Source organism: Rhizobium freirei PRF 81 (genome assembly GCF_000359745.1).
GTDB classification, from domain to species: Bacteria; Pseudomonadota; Alphaproteobacteria; order Rhizobiales; family Rhizobiaceae; genus Rhizobium; species Rhizobium freirei.
Genome location: NZ_AQHN01000067.1, coordinates 32,621 through 52,694, shown reverse-complemented (window position 1 = coordinate 52,694; position 20,074 = coordinate 32,621). Strand labels below are relative to the sequence as shown.

The window sequence follows — 20,074 nt, the reverse complement described above, 5'->3', positions numbered from 1 at the left end:
TCTCGTTCAGCAAAGCGGCGCACAACTATGGTTTCCGGATCCGAGCGCATGACAGCCGAGCTTGTTGGGGGCAAGCATGCCGTCACATTCCGCCGCACCGGTCCAATGCATGCAACAGGAGATCTAATTCAGTGCGGTTGAGATATGCGCCCCGAAGCATCGTCAGGATGCTCAGCCTTTGCTCCGTCGCCATCGTCACTGCGACCGCACCGCCTTCCTTTGCTGCAGGACAACAGTCCGATATCCCGGCATGGCTTGCCGCTCATTTGGGCCAGGGCGACGGCCAGGTCGCCCGTCCTGTGCTGCAGAGAGCCCGTGCGCTCTATATGCGGAAGGTGAGTGAAGGCAAGGTCAGCAATCCTTGCTATTTCGCCATGGACGCGACGCGTCCGAACGATCCGGTTGACGGCGGCAGATTCTATATCGTCTGCGAAGCCACACAGACATTTCGCGTCGTCTCCTCCGGCCATGGCAGCGGTCGCGATCTCAAGGGCGTTGCCAATTTCGGCAATGGGCGGATGTGCGCCAAGAACTTCGGCAATGCGATGGATTCGAACCTGACGACCGGCGGCTCCTATATGACCGAGGAGACAAAGACGACGTTCAAGGGCTACTATCGGTCGTCGCAGACCAAGAATATGGCCTTCCTTCGCAGCTTCCTCCAATTCGATGGCGAGGGTGAAACCGCCAATGCGCGTCAGCGCGCGATCGGTGGCCATGCTGCGGCGAAGGTTGCCGGCATATGTATGAAGAAGGATCCGCAGAGCCCCTATGCCAACCGCGACGGATATGTCCCCCTCGGCAAACTGGTGGAATATGCGGGTGGCCGCAGCGACGGCTGCACGAGCTGGTCGGCGTCCGATGCCAATCAGATCATCTCGATGGTAAAGGACAATCCGACGACGCTCTACATCTATCCGGAGTCGGCCGACATCAATGCCGTAGCGAAAACGGTCGCAGCTGGCCGGTCGGCGGCGCAGGCAGGATTGTATTGGAACGATTCCTGCTTGAAGGAAATCGGCGCTCCGAAGTTCTGGCCGAAGGAAACGCTGGAGCCGGTCATCGTGCAATATAAGAAAGACCATCCAGCTCCCCCGGCCCGCCCGATACCGATTTGCGAGTAAGAGTGCTGATCGCCGCTTTGTGACAGCGGAATGCGGGACTTGCCATGCCCTTATCGCCTTCCATGCCTTGACGGGAGCCTCGATGGCTCTCGTCTTCGCGAAACGGTCTCCCGCGCGACAGTGCATGGACTTTTTCGCGCAAATCAGCCATAAAACGAACGGATTTGGACGGCACACAGGCACCTATCGCATTCTTTTTCGTCAGTCCCACTCAATTTTACGCATTTTTTATCTAATTGATTTCTCTGCAATAACCTCCCGATAGAGAAGTTATCCATACTTTCCCTTCCACTAGGCATACACGGTCCATGCGGCATCGTTCGCCAAACGACTATTCTCGTTGACGGGGCGATCATTCAGCATCCCGGCAAAGACCTGGGATGTAACGTTGATTCAGGCCGAAAACAGACCTGACAATGAAACCTTAAATGCGGGTGAGTTAGGCCAATCTCCTTTCATTTAAGGTCGTGTTGGCTCTCAGAAGCGACATCAGCATCGGACCAAGGGCGAATTCGCCCTTCTGTGCCCGGCGCGTCAGATCGCGAAGATAAGCGCCGGCGGATTTGATATGCGAGGTTCGCTGCAGGATGCAGGCAATGACGGTGGCGGTGTTCTCCGAGCCCATGACGGCACAAGCCTCCTGGTGAGCCGCTGGGCTGATCTCAAGCATCGATTTGACGATGACCGAGGCAATTATGAGATCCCGCCAACTGCTGATCTGACCGGTGGGGCTGTAGGCAGCAATTTCCGGGCATGCCTTCATAACAAGGTCGAGAGGAAAGGATTTCAGTCCTGCCTTGCTTTCTCCAAAACCTTCAGAACGTGTATTCGGCACAGGAGGACGTGCTTCTTTTCGATGAAGGGGCAGGTTCTCAGATACGGAGGCTGCATTTGGCAACGGTTCTGCGGGAACCGCGGACAACATTGCCGGGTGTTTTGGCTGTGGCGGTTCAGATTCAGTTAGAGATTCGGAGTCTGAATTCTGTATGTGCCGCTCATTTTGATAGTGATTGGCGCTTATTTTTTTTGTTTTTGCATGTTTTTCCAGTCGGTTGACGATTTCCTGATGCAGCAGACCGAGCTTTTGGAAAAGAAACTCCAGTTCTGCCGCGCTGGGGGACCTGGGAAGGCTGTCGATGAGGCTGCGGAAACCGGAATGAACGGCATCCCAATCGCCTGTAATGGCTTCGGCAAGCGCAGTTTCGATGAGCTTGGCAATATCCCGGCGCAGAAGGCTGATGCGCTCGCGTAGCCCCTGGATATGGAGGCGATCGGCGACGACTTCTGCAGCGAGATGCTCGATCTCCTCGGCGCGGGAAAGGAGAGGGGCGAGCGAGAAGCCATAGGCCTCATGGAGATCCCCTGCCCTGGTCCTGCGCGCGTAACGCTTGCCGTTGGGACTGTCGCGGCGGACGATGAGCCCCGCTTCGACAAGGGCTGCAAGATGGCGCCGGATAGTCTGCTCCGCCATGCCATGGGCACGCAGAGACAATTGCGCGTTCGAGGGGAACACGACGAGATTGGCATCATCCGAAAGTTCGTTCTTCGGATAAAAGCTCAAAAGCGCATTGAGAACGGCAAGCGCTCGATCCGTAACACCGAGATGAGGCTTGGCTTCGCAAAGCGCGCGATAGATTTTCCACTTGTCGACCGATTTGACGGACTTTCCATGTCCAGCTCTTCTTTGAGCTATTAACATGGCAAGCGTCATCGGCCGCCGCCCAAAGGGCGTCGTCACATATTCAACTTCCATTTTTCCTTCACCTACGTTGAGGCAAAAGAAATCTGCTCACCAAAACGATGCCAAAGACTCTTGACTGTGATTCGGGGAAATGCGATTCTTGATTTGCTTAAGATCGAGAAGGGCTTCCACGACGGTGTCGCTTGGGGGCCTTTTTCTTTTGCGGGTTACGTTTCCTTTCCTTGCTGAAATTCGTTGAAGAGAGTTTCCAGTCTCTCCTGGACAAACTGGTCGAAACCGGGAGCCGCCTTGCTGTCGAAGACGAAGGTGGCACGCGCCGGAGTTCTCTTAAATGTCACCGGCACGCCGGAAATGGTCGATGGCGCCGCGGCTGGCTTTGCCGATGCGGGCTTGCCGATTGCCAATGTCATTGCCTGCTGGAAGCGCTCATCGCTCGACAGCTTGCGACTGTTGTCCGCGGACAACTCGGCAACGATCGGCTCGCAATCGATGCTCTCGAGGCGCTCTCCTAATTCAAGCCAACGTCTGCGGCCGATATCCGGAGCCGGACCAATCGCGCTGATGAGCGCCAGCGGCACCTGCCTCATGACGATCAGCATCTTCGACAGCGCGGCTTTATCGACGCCGAGCGCTGCCATGATGATATCACGGCCGAAATCACGCTGCTCCAGCCGCAGGGCGAAGAGAGCCCGCTCGATATAGGAGAGGTTCGTACGCGCGCTGTTTTCCTGGCCTTGGCTGACGACAAGCTGGTCGTCGGTCAACTGACGAATGACAGCGCGTACCTTGATGCCGAGTTCCCGCGTCGCTGCCAATCGGCGATGCCCGTAGGCGACCTGATAGCGGCCCTTGGTTTCCGGATGCGGACGCACCAGGATGGGCACCTGCTGACCATGTTCGCGGATCTGTTCGACAAGCTGGCCGAGTTCGACAAGGTCAATCTCGAGACGGTCGGTAACGAAGGATCCGTCAACGAGATCCGGATCGATATCGACGATGGTTTGGCCTTCGGCCAGCTGCCGCTCGAGGTCGTTGGCCCGCTCCATCTTTTCCGTGATATTGCCAAGCGTCCTGGTAATGCCGCCCACGGGGCCGCCGCTTCTTGCTTGAGGCAAGAAGCCGGCTATCGGACGATTATCCTTTGCCGGAACGGACTCAGTCCGCACCGTATTGGGAGCGGAAATTTCGATCAGGTTCTTGCGCGCCATCTATTTACTTCCTTCCCCACGTTGAACGGATATGCGTCTCGATCTCGCTGTTCACGAGATTGAGCGAATCCAATGCGCGATCGTAGGTGCCCCTGGTGAACTGGGCTCTTTCGACTTCATAGAGGGTTTGTTTCGTAACGCCGGCATCGGCAACGGCCGTCGATTTGACCATTGCATTGTGGAGCATGCGATTGCCGAAGATCGCCTTCATGAAGCCGGTCATCTGGCTCTGCGGTCCATCATTCGGCTCGAAACGGGTAACGAGATAACGCATCCAGTCATAACTGGTGCGTCCCCCTGCCCTCTCGACCACGGTCATCAGCTCGCTGGTCATGGTCAGAAACTGCGACATCGACATGACGTCGAGCATCTGCGGATGAACGGTGATCAGAATCGAGGTCGCGGCGCAAAGCGCCGACATCGTCAGGAAGCCGAGCTGGGGCGGGCAATCGATGACGACGACGTCGTAGAAGTTTTCGATTTCGGTCAAAACTTCGCCGATGCGCGCGAAGAACATCGTTTCGGCCCGACCGGCTGCCATCACCCGCGGCGTTTCATGCTCGAACTCCATGAGTTCGAGATTGCCGGGAATGAGATGCAGGTTCGGCGTATAGGTGGATCGAACGATATCGGCAATTGGCCGGGGCTCGTCATAGCGGATGGCGCCGTAAAGCGTCTCGCCTTCGCCAACGTCGAGCTCTGGCTGGTGCCCGAACAGGGCAGACAAGGAAGCCTGCGGATCGAGGTCGACGGCGAGTACCCGATATCCCCGTAGCGCAAGATACTGCGCGAGATGGGCTGCGGTCGTCGTCTTGCCGGAGCCGCCTTTGAAATTCATGACCGAGATGATCTGGAGCTTCTCGGATCCCCTTCTGCACGGCACGTATTTCGGCGTGCCGTTCCGCTCGTCGAGAACCCTGCGGATCCGATCCATATCGTCGGCGGTGTAAAGCCGGCGCCCGTTCGAAAGCGGATCCGGCCCATGGCCTTCGGCTGCAATCTGGCGAAGATAGCCTTCGCCGATGCCGATGAAGGCGGCGGCCTCCGCCGGCGAGAACATCCGCATCGTCTTTTGTGACTGAGGCGGGAAGAGTTTTGCCTGGTGTTGTTGGAGCTGATAAGACAGCTCTTGCGCATCTGTTGCCAGAAGCGTCGGAAGATGTTCTTGATCGTCCTGTAGCACGAGACTCGGTTGCATGATCGTTTTCCCAATTAACTGCGCAATTGTGACGGAATGCCGCTGAACTACGCAGTTATAATATGCTCCGATTCGCAACCGTTTTACAAATGCTTAAACAATTGGCAGATTTTGGCGATTTTTTACCCGCAGAGTGCGTGGGAGGTCACGCCGGACAACTGCCGATTCGTCAGCAGCTGGGCATGTTGACCGAGATCGAGGATGCTGCCGGCTTAACTCGGTCGAGCAATCCTGTATATCGAAAGTTGTCCGCGGACGACTACGACATCGAGTGCGGCTATTGGAGTGATGGTGCTTTACCCGGTGAGGAGAGTATTGTCGTTTCTCGCGACGCCATGTTCGACCGGGTGCGTAGTCCGCGGACAACTTCGAGGCTTGATGCTCTCTTCAGAGGATAATGAAGCTCCTCTGTCTTCGATCGATGGCATCTGGAAGAAGCTGACAACTTTGCAGCCTGCCGCTTTCCACCGTTCAGCGAGATTAGGTTTGCGCCGCTTTAGCGAGCGACGCGGTCCGAGAGTTTGCGGCCGCCGAGAAGCGAGGCTCGGATCAACTCCGCTTTGCTCGAAGCTGGCGGCGGCGATTTGGGTTCACTTGCTGGTGCGGGAGATTTGGCCTGCGTCTGTTTGAGCGCTGCAATGCGTTCCTGCGCGGCGAGCCTGTCCTCGGCCGAGAGCGGCTCGATCGGATTTCCCGCCATGTCATGGCGCATCGAGTCAGGCTGGGCGCAGGCGAAGTAATATCGCTTGGAATGGAGAAAGGCGCTGGTTGCCCGGCGAAGCGACATGACGGGCATGTCAGGCTTCAGAAGCGGCCGAATGTCATTCCACAGACCAAGCGCGAAGGGTCGGATAATGTCGCCGGGCTTCGACGGCAGGATATCGATACGGCGAACGAGAAGCGTGTTGATCGCTTCCGCCTTCTTGACGTCGAGCGCCATTGCCACGATCGGCCCGCGATTGGTCATCCAGGGTTCTTCCATGAAATCGTTCCTCTGCCTCGGAATCCATTACGAACTGAATGTGAAGTGATTTTGACGGAACGGCAAAGAATCTGCCTCCGGTTGCCGGCGGCTTCGCTGGCTGAGTACTTAAATATGCAGGGATGACGGTTACCGCAAGTTTTGGTTAACGGGATTTTCACGGTTGGTGCCTAGCCTGCGTTTGGCTGCGGAAGGTATTGAGTGCGCGGCACCCGTCTTGCCCGATAATCGATCGCCTGTATGGATCTTATGTGGCCGCGTCGCAGTGTCGCGAAGCTCCCTTTGCGCGGCTGGTCTAAGCGGAGATCTCATATTTTCCCGCAGGGAAGTGCCCGCGGCCAAGCTCGACGGGATTCCCAGGTTCCCGCGTTAGGGCTTTGCAATTTTGCTCATCGATCGTTGGAGGCGATTATTTCAGAATGAGATTGTCTCTCGGGGGGGGGGGCGGTCAGGGCACGCTCTCCTGCTCCGGAGAGCAAGCCGCAAGATCATCTTATCCCGCCTCGCCCTCATTTTAGCCGCTGCCTGTCCACTAGGATAAACAAAAGGGAAATCCGCCGAGTCGCGTTAGTCTTGAAGAAGCGGGGGAGGCACCTCATCCCGCCGAGCCATGCTCAGCGCTCGACGTCTATGACGTGCCCCTTTTCAATTTGACCAGAGGACCCGATCTATTGCTGATATCAGGTCAAATCTTGCGAAGGCCGGCTTGGCCGACGCGCGATCTGCCGATACATGCGCGGTAGCTACCGGCTGTAGCAGAGCTTGAATTGGCTAGCCGTTTTCAGAGGGCCATCTTGAACATGAAGGCATTCCTGTCTCTGAACGCGGGTCTTTCGCTTTCACTTGCTTTGAGCGCTCTGGCTTTTGATAGCGTCGTTCTTCGACGCCGCACTCTGCAAGCAGCCCTACACGACGAAATCGGCAGCAAAAATGCATGACGGGCCAGCTTGTCTTTGCGGACACGAGCGTTGGCGCGTTGGTTGAGGGCTTGCGGGCTGATAATCTTGCTAAGACTTGTCACTTGAAAGCGGACTGCCTTGGCAATCTCCTTGGAACCGCCATTATGTCCTGCGGGCTCGTCATCGGGGGATGATCGGCCGGCTATGAAGATGAGAATGGTGCCGGCCAGTCGGTCGCTTTTCGAGGTGAAACTCTTCTCGCCTGCGAGTTCGTGAGCGGCGACGGGTTTGAAGCCACGTGGTGATTGCAGGCGAAGTAAGTTCACTTCCTCTGCAACCCGTTCCGGCGATGATAAGCAGGAACGCGGCGGTGTTCGGCATCCTTCATCCATCGGATTTGTCGGCTGCAGTTGTCCGCGGACAACTGCAGCCGGTTTAAGCCGAATCGAAGGCGGAGATAGGTTTGGATTGCTGTAACGATTACGGAAGTAAATGCCAAAATAGCTTCATCATGACTTGTTGTTCTCATGATTTCAGGAGGATAATCGCCCTCGAAACTGCATAGGAAAGATTGCGGAAAGTCCCGGCTGCGCTCTTAATCGACATAATGGTGGGAGTTGAGCGATCCGAACTATAAACGATGTCGCATTGTATCATCCCTGATCAAAAAGGGTGCGGATCTGCGAAACCGGCGCGTGCCGGTCACGGCCTTCCAGTGAGCCATGGCGCGGATGCAGAGGAAATCGAAGAGGCCGATTCTAGCCCGCGAAAGTCAACCTAAGACCCTTTGGGGTCAGCTATCTCATCGGCTGCTGACCTACGTCATCAAAAGTTCTTCTGACCCCATCGCGACAGTCATCGTGTACGGAGGAAGTCAGCCAAACGCAGTCGTCATGAATTGGATTGCGAGAGGTACTCCGAAATACCGAGTGCTCGCATGGACCTGTCGAAGATAAAAACGCTGATCGATTTTGTTGGACGATCGAATGTTACCGAACTCACGGTAACGGAAAAAGACGTTACCGTTCGAATCTTCCGGGCGCCGGATCGGACAATTCCCGCCACCCCGGCGCAAACTTCGGAGAATTCGTCAGCGCGACCCCTTCAGTCGGATCGCGACGCCTCGGTAGATACCCAAGCTTCGATCATCACCGTGAAGGCGCCGATCTTTGGCGTCCTGCATCGGGCGCCTGCGCCGGGGCAGGCACCTTTCGTTAAGATCGGCGATGTGGTGGAGGAAGGGCAGACCCTTTTCATCATCGAAGCGATGAAGGTCTTCAATAAGATCACGGCACCGCACGCCGGTCGCATTGGGCGCCTTACCGAAGTGGATGGCGGCGAAGTCGAGACGGGCGACATGCTCGCGGAGATCGCGTGATGGCGGAACCTCTCGACAAGGCAGACCTGGCGGAACGGCGTTTCGATACGGTTCTGATTGCCAATCGGGGTGAGATTGCTGTGCGAATTCAGCGTGCCTGCCGCGAACTTGGCCTGAAGACCGTCGCGATCTGTTCTGAAGCTGACAGGCAGGCACCCTACGGCAAGACAGCCGACAGCTTTCTATGCATCGGTCCTTCGAACGCAGCCAGCAGTTATCTCAATCAGGATGCGATCCTGCTTGCTGCACATTTGACCGGGGCTGGCGCGATCCATCCTGGCTATGGGTTTCTGTCGGAGAAAGCCGCTTTCTCTGCGGCCGTCGAGAAGGCCGGCCTTGTTTTCATCGGCCCCGAAGCTTCCTCGATTGCGACTATGGGCGACAAGATAGCGGCAAAACGGGCGATGATCCTTGCCGGTGTGCCTTGCGTGCCTGGCCCAGACACGTCGCTTCCGGACGATCCGGCTTCCGTCGAACGCATTGCGCAGGAGATCGGCTATCCCGTGATCATAAAGGCCGCAGGCGGCGGGGGCGGAAGAGGGATGCGGGTGGTTCCCGAGGCAGATCAGCTGCATGAGGCCATCGCCTTGACGAGCGAAGAGGCCCGTCAGGCTTTCGGTTCCCCGGCGCTCTACATGGAGAAGTTCCTCCAACATCCGCGTCATATCGAGATTCAGGTGCTCTGCGATACCTACGGCAACGCCATCTGGCTTGGGCATCGCGATTGTTCCATGCAGCGCCGGCATCAGAAGGTCGTCGAGGAGGCACCGGCACCTGGGATTTCCTCAGAAACGATCAAACCCGTCGGTATGGCCTGCGTCGAAGCTTGCAGGCAAATCGGCTATCGTGGTGTCGGGACTTTCGAGTTCCTTTACGAGAATGGCGCATTCTATTTCATCGAAATGAACACACGCCTGCAGGTCGAGCATCCCGTCACCGAGATGACCAGCGGCATCGATATTGTTCAGGTGCAGATACAGGTCGCTCAAGGAGTTGCCCTGGAAACGGCGCAGGGCGATGTGACGTGTACCGGCCACTCGTTCGAATGCCGTGTCAATGCGGAGGATCCCGAAAGCTTCCTGCCTTCGGCGGGCACGATCTCCGATCTTGCCCTGCCGGAAGGACCTGGCATCCGCGTCGATACCCATATCCATGCCGGCTATCGGGTTTCGCCCTATTATGACTCGCTGATCGCCAAGCTCATCGTCCACGCGCCCAGTCGTGCGGAAGCGATGGTGAAAATGCGCGAGGCGCTTGCCGCCACCCGAATAGAAGGGATTTCCACCAACCTGCCATTGCTGCGCGCATTGTTCGACGACGAAGGCTTCGTCCGCGGTGGGACGGACATCCACTACCTGGAGCAGTGGCTCAAGCATCGGAGGGCGGCATGAGCGCGATCGACTTCAGCGATCCGGCGATCATTGCATTCCTCGCAGATGCATTGACTGCAGCAGGGGTAGACGGTCTGGAAATCTCGCAGTCTGGCGGCAGTCTCCGCATCGTGGTTTCGACCATGGCGGGGTCTCAAGTTAGCCTGACCGGAAACCCGCAGCCGGGCCTGGCCGCGATACGAACGGCAACGGTCAAAGCGCCGATGGCAGGTCATTTCTATCCTTTGCACTCGTCGGATTCCGACGGAGCCGAGCGCCTGCCTCGCACTGTTGCCCGCGAGGACGTGATCGGCTTCATCCGCATAGGTTCCGTGCTGCTTCCCATCTCTGCAGGTCAGTCCGGCATGCTGACCAGGCGGCTGGTGGAACCCGATGCGCTTGCCGGATTTGGTGATCCCCTGTTCGAAATCGAGCCGATATCATGATTGCTACTTCGAACGCCCTTGCGTCACGTCGTGAAATCGTTCCCGCCACAAAAGGCCGGGCACGGGTTTCCTGCATCGGCACTCGATCTTTCCTGCTCGAAGCGCCGGGCGAATTCGATCTGTCGGCGCAACGATGGATCTGGGCTCTCGCGCAAGCGGTAAAAGGTTGGGCCGATGTCGCGGAAGTGATCCCCGGCATGACCAATCTCCTGACGATCTTCAAGGAGACGCCCGAGGATCCTGAAGTCGTTGCGGGCCGGCTCCTGGAAGCATGGAACAATGCCGAAGGGCTCGACTTGACTGGGAATATCATCGAAATTCCCGTTCACTACGGCGGTGCTTATGCGATCGATCTTCCTGCTATCTGCGATTTTTGCGGATTGAGTGACCGCGAGGTGGTGCGCATTCACCACGAGGCAAGCTATCGCGTCTTTGCTTTGGGAAGCGCCCCCGGTTTCGGCTACCTGCATGGCCTTGATCCGCGCATATACATGCCTCGCAAGACCGTTCCTTCATTGAGGATGGAGAAGGGCAGCGTGACGATCGGCGGGATGCAGACGGGCGTCGCGATGCTGACGGGTCCGAACGGGTGGAATTCCCTTGGCCATGCGGAACTGCAGATGTTCGATCCGACTTCTGCGACGCCCGCCCTGATGGCACCTGGCGATACCGTGCGCTTCCTGCCGGCAAGGATCGAGCTATGATCGAGATCGTCGAAACAGGCCCGTTCAATACTGTCCAGGATCTCGGCCGCCCCGGCTATCGCGATATCGGCGTATCCGCCAGTGGCGCGATGGATCCTCTAGCGGTGAAGATCGGCAATATCCTCGTCGGCAATGACGACGAGGCGGCCGCAATAGAGGTTCAGACTTTTCCATTCAAACTGCGGTTCGAGACCAGTGGCGTTTTTGCCGTCACGGGTGCGGATGGCTATCCGATGCTCGACGGTCGGAAAGTGCTTTCCTGGTGCACCCATGTTGCTGAGCCGGGTCAGATTCTGGAGCTGAGGCAGCCCCCGAGCTTGGCCCGCGCCTATATCGTATTTCGTGGAGGGATTGACGTGCCGGTCCTCATGGGCTCGCGCAGTACGTCCCTGCGTGGCGGCTTTGGTGGAAATGCCGGTCGACCGCTCATCAACGGTGATAGAATTGAATTCGGCATGCCTTCGGATGTGCTCCCCCTGCCGTCAAACGGCATCGGGGTCATCGAACCGGCTGTTGCTTTGCGTGATGCCTTTCCCAGCCCTGTTGACGGCGTGCTGCCGATCCGCGCGATAACCGCTGGCGAGCATGAGCTGTTCGCCGCCGACGGCGAGCCGTTCTGGAGCCAGACCTGGAGGATATCGTCGAGCAGCGACCGTACCGGTTATCGCCTGTCCGGCGAACCGATCAAACCGACGGCGACGATCGAGATGCGCTCCCATGGCGTGGTGCCCGGTGTGATCCAGGTTCCACCCAGCGGCGAGCCGATCATTCAAATGAGCGATGCCAACACCGCGGGCGGATATCCCAAGATAGCCGGCGTCATCGAATGCGATTTGTGGCGGCTGGGCCAAGCCCGGATCGGAACCCGGCTCCGCTTCGTCCGCTCGACGCATGCCGAGGCGCGCTCAGTGGAGCAGGCCGTGACCCGTTATGTCGAGGATGTCAGGCGGACGTCGCAAATGGTCAAGCGCGCTTTGAAGGCGATGGCTTGACGGCAATTTCGGGAAGCGAAGGGAGGAAGCGGTGAAGATCGATCTGAATTCCGACATGGGCGAAGGTTTCGGTCCCTATCGGCTATGTGATGACGAAGCGATGATGAAGATCGTCTCGTCGGCCAATATCGCTTGCGGTTTTCATGGCGGTGACCCGGACACGATGGCGCGTATGGTTTGTCTTGCGAAGGAGAACGGCGTGGGTATCGGCGCGCATCCGGGTCTGCCGGATCGGTCCGGTTTCGGCCGGCGCGAGATGCCGTTTCAACCGGATGAACTTCGGCAGCAGATGCTCTACCAGCTCGGCGCATTGATCGCGATTGCCAAGAGCCAAGGCATGACCGTCGGACATTTCAGTTTTCATGCGGCCATGGGCAATATGGTCAATCGTGATGCCGTCCTCGCCGATCTGATGATGGATGCCATTTCCACGGTGGACCCGCGTCTCGTTGTGTTTGTGACATCAGGCAGTGAAATCGAAAGAGCGGCAAAGCGTGCAAAACTCAAGACGCTGGCGCTGTTTCTGGCCGACCGCGCCTATGATGGCGACGGCAAGCTCGTCGCCCGTGGCCTACCGGGCGCGCTGGTGAAGGACGAGGTTTCGGTCCGGGCGCGGGTACGCCGTTTTCTGACCGATGGCATCGTCGAGGCCATCGACGGCACGACCATCCAAATGCCGGCGAGGTCGATTCTCGTGCACAGCGATACGCCCGGCTCGCTCGAGCTTGCCCGGCTCGTCCGCAGTGAAATCGAGGCTTCCGGCGCGACGCTTACGCCTGCGGCCGAGCTCGCGTCCTAACCGTCTCCGGCCCTCAAGTTTTTCATTTTCACCGAAAGATCACGCCAATGCCTTCCATAGCCGATCGCCTGAAGAATGTTTCCATATCCGCTTCCGCCGCTATGACCCAGCGCGCCAGGGAGCTGGCCGCCAAGGGCATCGGGGTCGTCAGCCTCTCGTCCGGAGAGCCGGACTTCCCAACGCCCGGTCATGCGATCGAAGCAGCGCATGCCGCAGCGCTCGCCGGCGATACCAAATATCCGCCGATGGACGGCACGCCGGCGCTGAAGGCCGCGATCAGCAGAAAGTTCAAGCGCGACAACAACCTCGATTACGATACAAGCCAGATCGTCGTTTCAGGCGGCGGCAAGCAGGTGATCTTCAATGCGATGCTTGCCACCTGCAATCCCGGCGACGAGGTCGTCATTCCGACGCCGTCGTGGGTCAGCTACGCCGACATCGTCAAATTTGCCGGCGGCGTCCCGGTCGCCGTGCCTTGCTTCGAGCAGTCCGGATTCAAGCTGCGTCCCGAGGACCTTGAAGCGGCGATCACGCCGCGTACCAAGTGGCTTATCCTGAACTTTCCGAACAATCCGACCGGTGCTGCCTGCTCGCGGGCGGAAATGGCCGCGATCGCCGACGTCATGTTGCGCCATCCGCATGTCTGGATTCTGACCGACGATATTTACGAGCACCTGGTCTATGACGGGTTCGAATTCTGCACGATCGCCGATGCCGAACCCGGGCTTTATGATCGCGTCCTGACCATGAACGGCGTCTCCAAGGCCTATGCCATGACCGGTTGGCGCTTGGGATATTGCGCAAGCGGATCGAAGGAATTGATCGCCGCTATCAGCAACGTCAACGGCCAGAACGGCGGCGGCATCACGACGGTGACGCAGGCGGCGGCGATCGCGGCGCTGGATGGTCCGCAGGATCTCCTGAAGGATCGGGCGGCGATCTATAGGGAAAGACGCGATTTTGTGCTCGAGCAGTTGTCGAAGATTGAAGGATTGCGCTGCCACAAGCCCGAGGGCGCCTTCTACCTCTATCCCAATATGTCCGGCCTGATCGGTAAGACCACCAAGGGCGGACGCAAGATCGAGACCGATGTCGATTTCGTCATGGCGCTCGTGGATGAGCACCATGTTGCGACGGTACAGGGTGCCGCCTATGGCATGAGCCCCTATTTCCGCATCTCCTATGCAACAAGCATGGAAATGCTTGGCGAGGGCTGCGCCCGTATCGCCCAGTTTTGCCGCGATATGCGCTGATAGATGACCGCGCTCGTCCGACCCGGTTTCCGGGTCGGAGACCATTAGCGCCTGCTTTCAAGTTCAGAGCTTCAGCTGCTCGGTCAGTTCGACGAGGATGTCCTTGACGGCAAATGCCGGCTCCGACAGCGAATTCTGGTCGGAGGTGCAAAGCGACAGTGTTTCTTCGATCCGGGGCGAGACGAGCCGGCAAACGAGAGGCTCGCTCGATTCCGAGACGATGCGGTTGGCGATCGCCTTCGGCATGATGGTGGCGCCAAGACCGGTGCCGACGGCCCGCGCCAGGGTTCTAACGATTTCGACTTCGGCCACGACCTTGAGATTGATTCGACTGCGCGTGAAGGCGGCATCGACGGCCCGGCGTACGAAATTGTAAGCCGGAGGCAACAGCATAGGCATGCCATCCAGCGCGCTGACGGGCACGGGCTTCTGGTCTGAATCGATCGCAAAATTGCGGTGAGCGACGAGATAGAATTCCTCCCGGAGGATCGGTTCGAACCGCACGCCCTTGATCGGTCCTGTACCGTGGATCAGCGCCATTTCCAGTCGGCCGTTCATGATCATCTGGCTATAGGTCTGGCCGACACTTTCCGTCAGATGAAGCAGAATTCCAGGGTGCCTCTTCCTCGTCTCCGCCAGAAGGTCGACCGAAAGCGTCGCAGCGCTGCTGAAAGGAACGAGGCCGACTGAGACCCGTCCCGCAAGCGAATTGCCGGCAGCGGCCGCATCTGCCTGGGCCTGTTCCATCTGCCGGAGGATGATCTGCGCATGCCGGTAAACCGCATGTCCGGCATCGGTCATGCTGACCCCCTGCTGGCTTCGGATCAGAAGCTTCTGACCGAAATGCTCCTCGAGCGCCGCCAACTGCTGGCTGAGAGCCGGTTGGGCGAGGTGCAGGATATCGGCTGCCCGCGTAATGCTGCCGCTATCGACGATGGCGATGAAGGACTTGAAGCGTCTGATATCCATGGCATTGAGTACAGTTCTGTCTTTGCGGGGCATGTTTGCAGACGCGCATCGGTTTGGCAACGCGCATCGATGTCGGAAAACCATGCAGGCCCGTGCAAAAAGGCACAATCGCTCACAGCAAAAGCCCGCCCGCTGGTTGCCGGCCTGTCTCCATAAAACTTGCTTATTACTCCAAAAATAATCGGTCTTAGGCAAGGAGTTGAAGCTCCGCTAATGTCCGTGACAACAACAAGGGGATCACAATGCCATTCTCCGATTACAAGACCGCGCTGGTCACCGGCGCTTCCTCCGGTATCGGCGCTGCAGTGGTGGAGCGGCTTTGCCGTGAGGGTATCGAGGTGCACGCGATCGCCCGCAGCGCCGGTGCCTTGAAAGAACTGGCCGAGCGTACGGGATGCATCGCGCACGTCATCGATGTGACGGATCGTGCAGCCATCGCCGATCTTGCAAACCTTGTTCAGTTCGACATTCTGGTCAACAACGCCGGCGTCGATCGGCCGAAGAAATTCCTTCAGGCGGACGCAGAGGACATCGATCTCCTCATCGACGTCAATCTCCGCGCCGTCCTGCATATCTGCCGTCTGATCGTGCCCGGAATGGTGGCCCGCGACCGCGGACATGTCATCAACATCTCCTCGATTGCCGGCAATTATAATTTCGGTGGCAACTCCACCTATCATGCCGTCAAGGCGGGCGTCGCCATGCTGTCGAACCAGCTGCGCATCGATGCCTTCGGCAAACGGGTCCGCGTGACCGAAATCTGCCCCGGCCGCGTCGCGACCGATATTTTCAACCATGTCCATGGCAATGATCCGAGTGTGCGTGAGCGCTTCATCGACGGGTTTGAATTGCCGCAGGCCGCCGATATCGCTGACGCCATCGCCTTTGCGATTTCAGCGCCTGTTGCCGTCAATATCGGCCATATGGAGATCACACCGACATTGCAGGTGATGGGCGGCCTTCAGACGGCGAAACCTGAGACGCCTGCTGCAACGTATGATGCGGAAGGCGCAAAGCGGTGAGCGGCTTCGATCTTTCCGCCATCCTGACCAATCCGGACTATCGGGCGATGCTTCTGCAGGGCATCGAGATGACTTTCGTCATCTACATCGGCTCCTGGCTGCTCGCCATGACGCTCGCCATTCTGCTGTTCGCGTTTCGGATGTCGCCGCTTCGCATTGGCGATCCGATCGTGAAGGCCTACGTCTCCTATCATCGCAATGTCCCGACGCTCGTGCAGCTCATGCTTTGGTATTTCGGGATCTATTCGCTGATGCCGCAAGGCGTCACCGACTGGCTCGCCAACCACAATGCCGAAGCCATATTCGCTGTCATCGGGCTTGGGTTGTGCCAAGCGGCCTATTTCAGCGAGGACCTGCGGTCCGGCCTGCGCTCGGTCGGTTCCGGCCAGATGGAGGCTGCCAAGGCGCTCGGGCATGGTTATGTCTCCGCCATGCGTTTCGTGATCATGCCGCAGGGCCTGCGCAATGCGCTGCCGCCGCTGATCAATCACAGTGTGTCCCTTTTCAAAAACAGCAGCCTTGCCATTGTCGTCGGCGCGTCGGAGCTGACGCATGCGATAAAGGAAATCGACAATGTCAGCTTTCGCACGTTTGAGATCTATCTGATCGGTACGGTCATCTATCTGTTCTTCTCGCTCATCATCATGGTTTTGGGTGCGTATCTCTCCGTGCGCTCGGATCCGGTGCGGAGGGCGCGCGCGTGATCCAGGACGTCATCAAAATCATCCACGACTATTGGCTTTTATTGCTCATTGGCCAGTATCCCAACGGCCCGCTGGGCGGCCTTGCCAATACGCTCATCCTTTCAGTGCTTGCCATCGCGCTTGCATTCCCTGTCAGCATTCTGCTCGCCATGGCCCGCCTTTCCAAATGGGCGGTGCTGAGATGGCCGGTGACAGGGCTCGTCTACATCACACGCGGCGTTCCGCTGCTGATGCTGATCCTTTGGTCCTATTTCATCGTTCCGCTTTGGACCGGCGCCGACGTGCCGAGCTTCCTGATCATGCTGGTAACGCTTGTCATCTATGAAGGGGCCTTCCTCAGCGAGGTCGTGCGGGCCGGCATCGTCTCGCTCGGTCAAGGGCAAATGGACGCCGCCCGGGCTCTCGGCCATAGTTACATCGGAGCGATGCGTTTCGTGATCCTGCCGCAGGCGCTCTACAACATGATCCCGAGCATGATTTCGACTTTCGTCTCGACGATCAAGGATACGACGCTTGGCTACGTCATCAATGTGCCGGATCTGACCTTTGCGGCAAGCCAGGTGAACAACCAGCTGCTCTCGCAGCCTTTCCAGGTCTTTCTGATCCTCGCTGTGGCTTATTATCTCCTCTGCTGGAGCCTGACCCAAGTCGCCAACAGCGTCGAAAAGCGCATCGCCCGCAGGCGCGCGGGACCGCGCAAAGTTGGCCTTCGCACCGACGTCGTTCCTCTCAAGACATTCACGGAGCAGCTATGAGCATCCCAGTTTCCAGTTCGCAGGACGCTCAGGAGATACGTCTTCGCGAGGTCTGCAAGAGTTACGGTCATTACCAGGTGTTGAACAACATCAATGCCGACGTCAGCCGCGGCGAGGTGGTTGTCATTTGCGGGCCGTCCGGTTCCGGCAAGTCCACCCTGATCCGTACGGTCAACCGGCTGGAGGAGATCAATAGCGGGTCGATAAGCTTCGAGGGCAAGAATATTCATGCCCCGATGGGCGCTGCCGAGCTCAATCGGCTGCGCAGCCGGATCGGCTTCGTTTTTCAGAATTTCAACCTGTTTCCCCATTTGTCGGTTGTCGACAACGTTTCGATGTCGCCGATCCGGGTCAAGGGCGTATCGGCAAAGGTGGCGCGCGAGAAGGCCATCGCGCTGCTTCATCGCGTTGGTCTTGCCGACAGGGCGAATTCCTATCCCGGTCAGCTTTCAGGTGGTCAGCAGCAGCGCGTCGCAATCGCCCGTGCGCTCGCGATGGAGCCGCCCGTCATGCTCTTCGACGAACCGACGAGCGCACTTGACCCCGAAATGGTGGGCGAAGTGCTCAGCGTCATGAAAAGCCTGGCGGCCGAAGGAATGACCATGCTCTGCGTCACGCATGAAATGGGCTTTGCCCGCGATGTCGCTGATCGGATTTGGTTCATCGACGCCGGCGAGATCCTGGAGACTGCTCCGCCTGAGGAGTTCTTCAAAAATCCACGTCATCCCAGAGCGCAGCGCTTTCTTTCCGATCTGCGCCACTAAGCATTTGAAATCAATAACAAGGAGAACAGCTATGAACTGGAAATGCTTCACCGCGACACTGGCGCTTTCCGGCATCGCCATAGCCCTGCCGGCCAAGGCAGATCAGCTCGACACCATCATGTCGGCAAAGACGCTGCGCTGCGCGACCTATGCCGACGTTCCACCCTTTTCCTCACCGGACCCGAAGACCCGCGAAATGGTCGGGTTCGACGTCGATCTGTGCAAGGCGATTGCAAATGAACTTGGCGTGAAAGCTGAGATCAAGCCGATTTCGGTCGAAGCGCGCGTCCCCGAGGTCAAGCTTGGCCGCGTCGACATCACGGTCGCCAACCTTGCCTACACGCTGAGCCGCGCCGAGCAGATCCAGTTCAGCGACCCCTATTATGTTGCCAAGGAAATGCTCATTGTTCCCGCCGATGATGCCGGCAAGAAGAAGGGCGATTTCGAAGGCAAACGCCTTGCCTCGACCAAGGGCTCGACCTCGGAGCTGGCGATCAAGCTCAACAAGTCCGATCCGCTGACCTTCCAGGATACCGGCTCCGCCTATCTTGCCGTTCAACAGGGAAAGGCGCGGGGCCTTGTGGCCAATACGATGACGACGACGCTGCTTGTCAACGAGTCGAAGACGAAGGGCAAGCAGATGCGCATGATCGATGAGCCGATGCTTTTGGAGCCGGTCGGTATCGGCATGCAAAAGGACCAGCCTGCGCTGACCGCAAAGATCAACGCAGTCCTGCACAAACTCGACGAAGCGGGCGAGATCGGCAAGATCTGGGAAAAATGGCTCGGTCCGAACACGGAATATAAAATGACCCGCACCGAAAAGGTCGTACCGATTTCCGAATTGAAGTTCGACCCAATTCCCTGACGCTCTATCCTCTTGTTTCTTTGCGCATTCCGGACGGAAAACCGCGGCGCACTTTTCCTGGAAAAGCTCCAGCGTCCGATCAATCATCCTTCCGAAAATCGCTCATTGCCGGCGGCGGTATGCGCGCCGCTGGCCCAACCGTGAGAAGTTACCATGACCCACATCAAAGATATCGCCGAGCGACCGAGCAAGGCAGACATCGACGCGCTCTCCAAATTCTCGCCTGCAACGATCCATGAGGCCCAGGGGCGCCGCGGCGCACTTTCCTCGCGCCTGAAGCCGGTGGACTATCGCATGAAGCTCTGCGGGCCAGCGTTCACGGTGAAGTGCGCGCCGCGCGACAACATCATGCTGCAGCTTGCGATCAACTACGCCAAGCCGGGCGACATCGTCGTCGTGTCCGCCGGCGAATATGAGGAAGCGGGCTCATTCGGCGATGTTCTGGCCAATGCCTGCCTTGCCAAGGGCATCGGTGGATTGGTGACCGATACCGGTGTGCGCGACACGCTGCAGTTGAGAGAGCTTGGGTTTCCGGTCTTCTCGCTCAGTGTCTGCATCAAGGGCACGGTCAAGGAGACGATCGCAGCCGTCAACGATCAGATCATCGTCGGCGGAGAGATCATCAATCCGGGCGATATCGTCATCGGAGACGCGGACGGTCTCGTTGTCGTTCGCAGAGAGGAAGCGCAAGAGGTAGCGCGGCTTTCGCAGGCGCGTGACGATGCCGAGGCAGGTTATATCGAAGCCTATAAGCAGGGTAAGACGGTGATCGAAGTCAGCAAACTTGAACCCGTGTTGAAGGCCAAGGGTCTGATCGTGGCCGGCTGACGACCCCCTTGGGTCAACCGGGCGCTTTTCGCCGTCCGTCGGCGCATGGTTAGGCCGCAAGCCGTCGATCGCACAGAAGATCCTCGTATTCGACGAGGCCTATGCGCGC

20 protein-coding genes are annotated in these 20,074 nt (G+C 58.2%); 14 read left to right on the top strand and 6 right to left on the bottom strand.

Going from position 1 to position 20,074, the window contains the following annotated elements:
- Nucleotides 1-131: 131 nt before the first annotated feature.
- Nucleotides 132-1,124 carry a murein L,D-transpeptidase catalytic domain family protein gene (locus RHSP_RS17825; RefSeq protein ID WP_037152668.1) on the top strand — a complete coding sequence of 331 codons (993 nt, stop codon included), beginning with the start codon at nucleotides 132-134 and terminating at the stop codon, nucleotides 1,122-1,124.
- 439 nt (nucleotides 1,125-1,563) lie between these two features.
- On the opposite strand, the gene repC is transcribed toward RHSP_RS17825, so the two are convergent.
- The 5 genes from repC to RHSP_RS34715 form a co-directional block, all read right to left on the bottom strand.
- Nucleotides 1,564-2,877 carry a plasmid replication protein RepC gene (gene repC, locus RHSP_RS17820; protein WP_004120264.1) on the bottom strand — a complete coding sequence of 438 codons (1,314 nt, stop codon included), beginning with the start codon at nucleotides 2,875-2,877 and terminating at the stop codon, nucleotides 1,564-1,566.
- 155 nt (nucleotides 2,878-3,032) lie between these two features.
- Nucleotides 3,033-4,034, bottom strand: coding sequence for a plasmid partitioning protein RepB (gene repB / locus RHSP_RS17815; protein ID WP_004120263.1), 1,002 nt, complete (start codon nucleotides 4,032-4,034; stop codon nucleotides 3,033-3,035).
- A 4-nt stretch (nucleotides 4,035-4,038) separates the two neighbouring features.
- Complete coding sequence (repA, locus tag RHSP_RS17810) at nucleotides 4,039-5,232, bottom strand: plasmid partitioning protein RepA (RefSeq protein ID WP_037152666.1); 1,194 nt, start codon at nucleotides 5,230-5,232, stop codon at nucleotides 4,039-4,041.
- A gap of 496 nt (nucleotides 5,233-5,728) precedes the next feature.
- Nucleotides 5,729-6,214 (bottom strand): ProQ/FINO family protein, encoded by a 486-nt coding sequence (locus RHSP_RS17800; RefSeq protein WP_004120257.1) that lies wholly within the window; start codon nucleotides 6,212-6,214, stop codon nucleotides 5,729-5,731.
- Nucleotides 6,215-6,995: 781 nt separating this feature from the next.
- Complete coding sequence (locus RHSP_RS34715) at nucleotides 6,996-7,439, bottom strand: hypothetical protein (protein ID WP_157385368.1); 444 nt, start codon at nucleotides 7,437-7,439, stop codon at nucleotides 6,996-6,998.
- A 611-nt stretch (nucleotides 7,440-8,050) separates the two neighbouring features.
- Between RHSP_RS34715 and RHSP_RS17795 the strand changes: the two genes are divergently transcribed.
- The 7 genes from RHSP_RS17795 to RHSP_RS17765 are packed head-to-tail and all read left to right on the top strand — an operon-like array spanning nucleotide 8,051 to nucleotide 14,055.
- Nucleotides 8,051-8,491, top strand: coding sequence for an acetyl-CoA carboxylase biotin carboxyl carrier protein (locus RHSP_RS17795; RefSeq protein WP_004120254.1), 441 nt, complete (start codon nucleotides 8,051-8,053; stop codon nucleotides 8,489-8,491).
- Entirely contained in the window at nucleotides 8,491-9,882 is a 1,392-nt protein-coding gene (locus RHSP_RS17790) for an acetyl-CoA carboxylase biotin carboxylase subunit (protein WP_004120251.1), read from the top strand. Before RHSP_RS17795 ends, RHSP_RS17790 begins: the two co-directional genes overlap by 1 nt.
- Nucleotides 9,879-10,307: a hypothetical protein gene (locus RHSP_RS17785; protein WP_004120248.1), complete on the top strand. Its 429-nt coding sequence runs from the start codon at nucleotides 9,879-9,881 to the stop codon at nucleotides 10,305-10,307. Before RHSP_RS17790 ends, RHSP_RS17785 begins: the two co-directional genes overlap by 4 nt.
- Entirely contained in the window at nucleotides 10,304-11,011 is a 708-nt protein-coding gene (gene pxpB, locus RHSP_RS17780; protein WP_037152659.1) for a 5-oxoprolinase subunit PxpB, read from the top strand. Before RHSP_RS17785 ends, pxpB begins: the two co-directional genes overlap by 4 nt.
- Nucleotides 11,008-12,003, top strand: coding sequence for a 5-oxoprolinase subunit C family protein (locus RHSP_RS17775; protein WP_037152656.1), 996 nt, complete (start codon nucleotides 11,008-11,010; stop codon nucleotides 12,001-12,003). Before pxpB ends, RHSP_RS17775 begins: the two co-directional genes overlap by 4 nt.
- A 31-nt stretch (nucleotides 12,004-12,034) precedes the next feature.
- On the top strand, nucleotides 12,035-12,802 hold the full coding sequence (locus tag RHSP_RS17770; protein WP_004120238.1) for a LamB/YcsF family protein: 768 nt from the start codon (nucleotides 12,035-12,037) through the stop codon (nucleotides 12,800-12,802).
- Between the two features lie 47 nt (nucleotides 12,803-12,849).
- Nucleotides 12,850-14,055: a pyridoxal phosphate-dependent aminotransferase gene (locus RHSP_RS17765; protein ID WP_004120230.1), complete on the top strand. Its 1,206-nt coding sequence runs from the start codon at nucleotides 12,850-12,852 to the stop codon at nucleotides 14,053-14,055.
- A 63-nt stretch (nucleotides 14,056-14,118) separates the two neighbouring features.
- Here RHSP_RS17765 and nac read toward each other — a convergent pair whose 3' ends face one another.
- Entirely contained in the window at nucleotides 14,119-15,024 is a 906-nt protein-coding gene (gene nac, locus RHSP_RS17760; RefSeq protein WP_037152653.1) for a nitrogen assimilation transcriptional regulator NAC, read from the bottom strand.
- A 242-nt stretch (nucleotides 15,025-15,266) separates the two neighbouring features.
- On the opposite strand from nac, the gene RHSP_RS17755 reads away from it, so the two are divergent.
- The 6 genes from RHSP_RS17755 to RHSP_RS17730 all read left to right on the top strand — a co-directional run bounded on the left by RHSP_RS17755 (nucleotide 15,267) and on the right by RHSP_RS17730 (nucleotide 19,965).
- A complete protein-coding gene (locus RHSP_RS17755) occupies nucleotides 15,267-16,046 on the top strand; it encodes an SDR family oxidoreductase (protein ID WP_004120224.1) in 780 nt (259 codons plus the stop codon).
- Nucleotides 16,043-16,750, top strand: a complete 708-nt coding sequence (locus tag RHSP_RS17750; RefSeq protein WP_004120221.1) for an amino acid ABC transporter permease — start codon at nucleotides 16,043-16,045, stop codon at nucleotides 16,748-16,750. Before RHSP_RS17755 ends, RHSP_RS17750 begins: the two co-directional genes overlap by 4 nt.
- Nucleotides 16,747-17,505 (top strand): amino acid ABC transporter permease, encoded by a 759-nt coding sequence (locus RHSP_RS17745; protein WP_004120218.1) that lies wholly within the window; start codon nucleotides 16,747-16,749, stop codon nucleotides 17,503-17,505. The genes RHSP_RS17750 and RHSP_RS17745 overlap by 4 nt, the downstream gene beginning before the upstream one ends.
- Nucleotides 17,502-18,269 (top strand): amino acid ABC transporter ATP-binding protein, encoded by a 768-nt coding sequence (locus tag RHSP_RS17740; RefSeq protein WP_004120216.1) that lies wholly within the window; start codon nucleotides 17,502-17,504, stop codon nucleotides 18,267-18,269. Before RHSP_RS17745 ends, RHSP_RS17740 begins: the two co-directional genes overlap by 4 nt.
- A 31-nt stretch (nucleotides 18,270-18,300) precedes the next feature.
- Entirely contained in the window at nucleotides 18,301-19,137 is an 837-nt protein-coding gene (locus RHSP_RS17735; protein ID WP_004120214.1) for an ABC transporter substrate-binding protein, read from the top strand.
- A 153-nt stretch (nucleotides 19,138-19,290) separates the two neighbouring features.
- The gene (locus RHSP_RS17730; protein WP_004120212.1) at nucleotides 19,291-19,965 is read left to right on the top strand and encodes a 4-carboxy-4-hydroxy-2-oxoadipate aldolase/oxaloacetate decarboxylase; all 675 of its coding nucleotides are present in this window, start codon (nucleotides 19,291-19,293) and stop codon (nucleotides 19,963-19,965) included.
- Nucleotides 19,966-20,074: the final 109 nt, after the last annotated feature.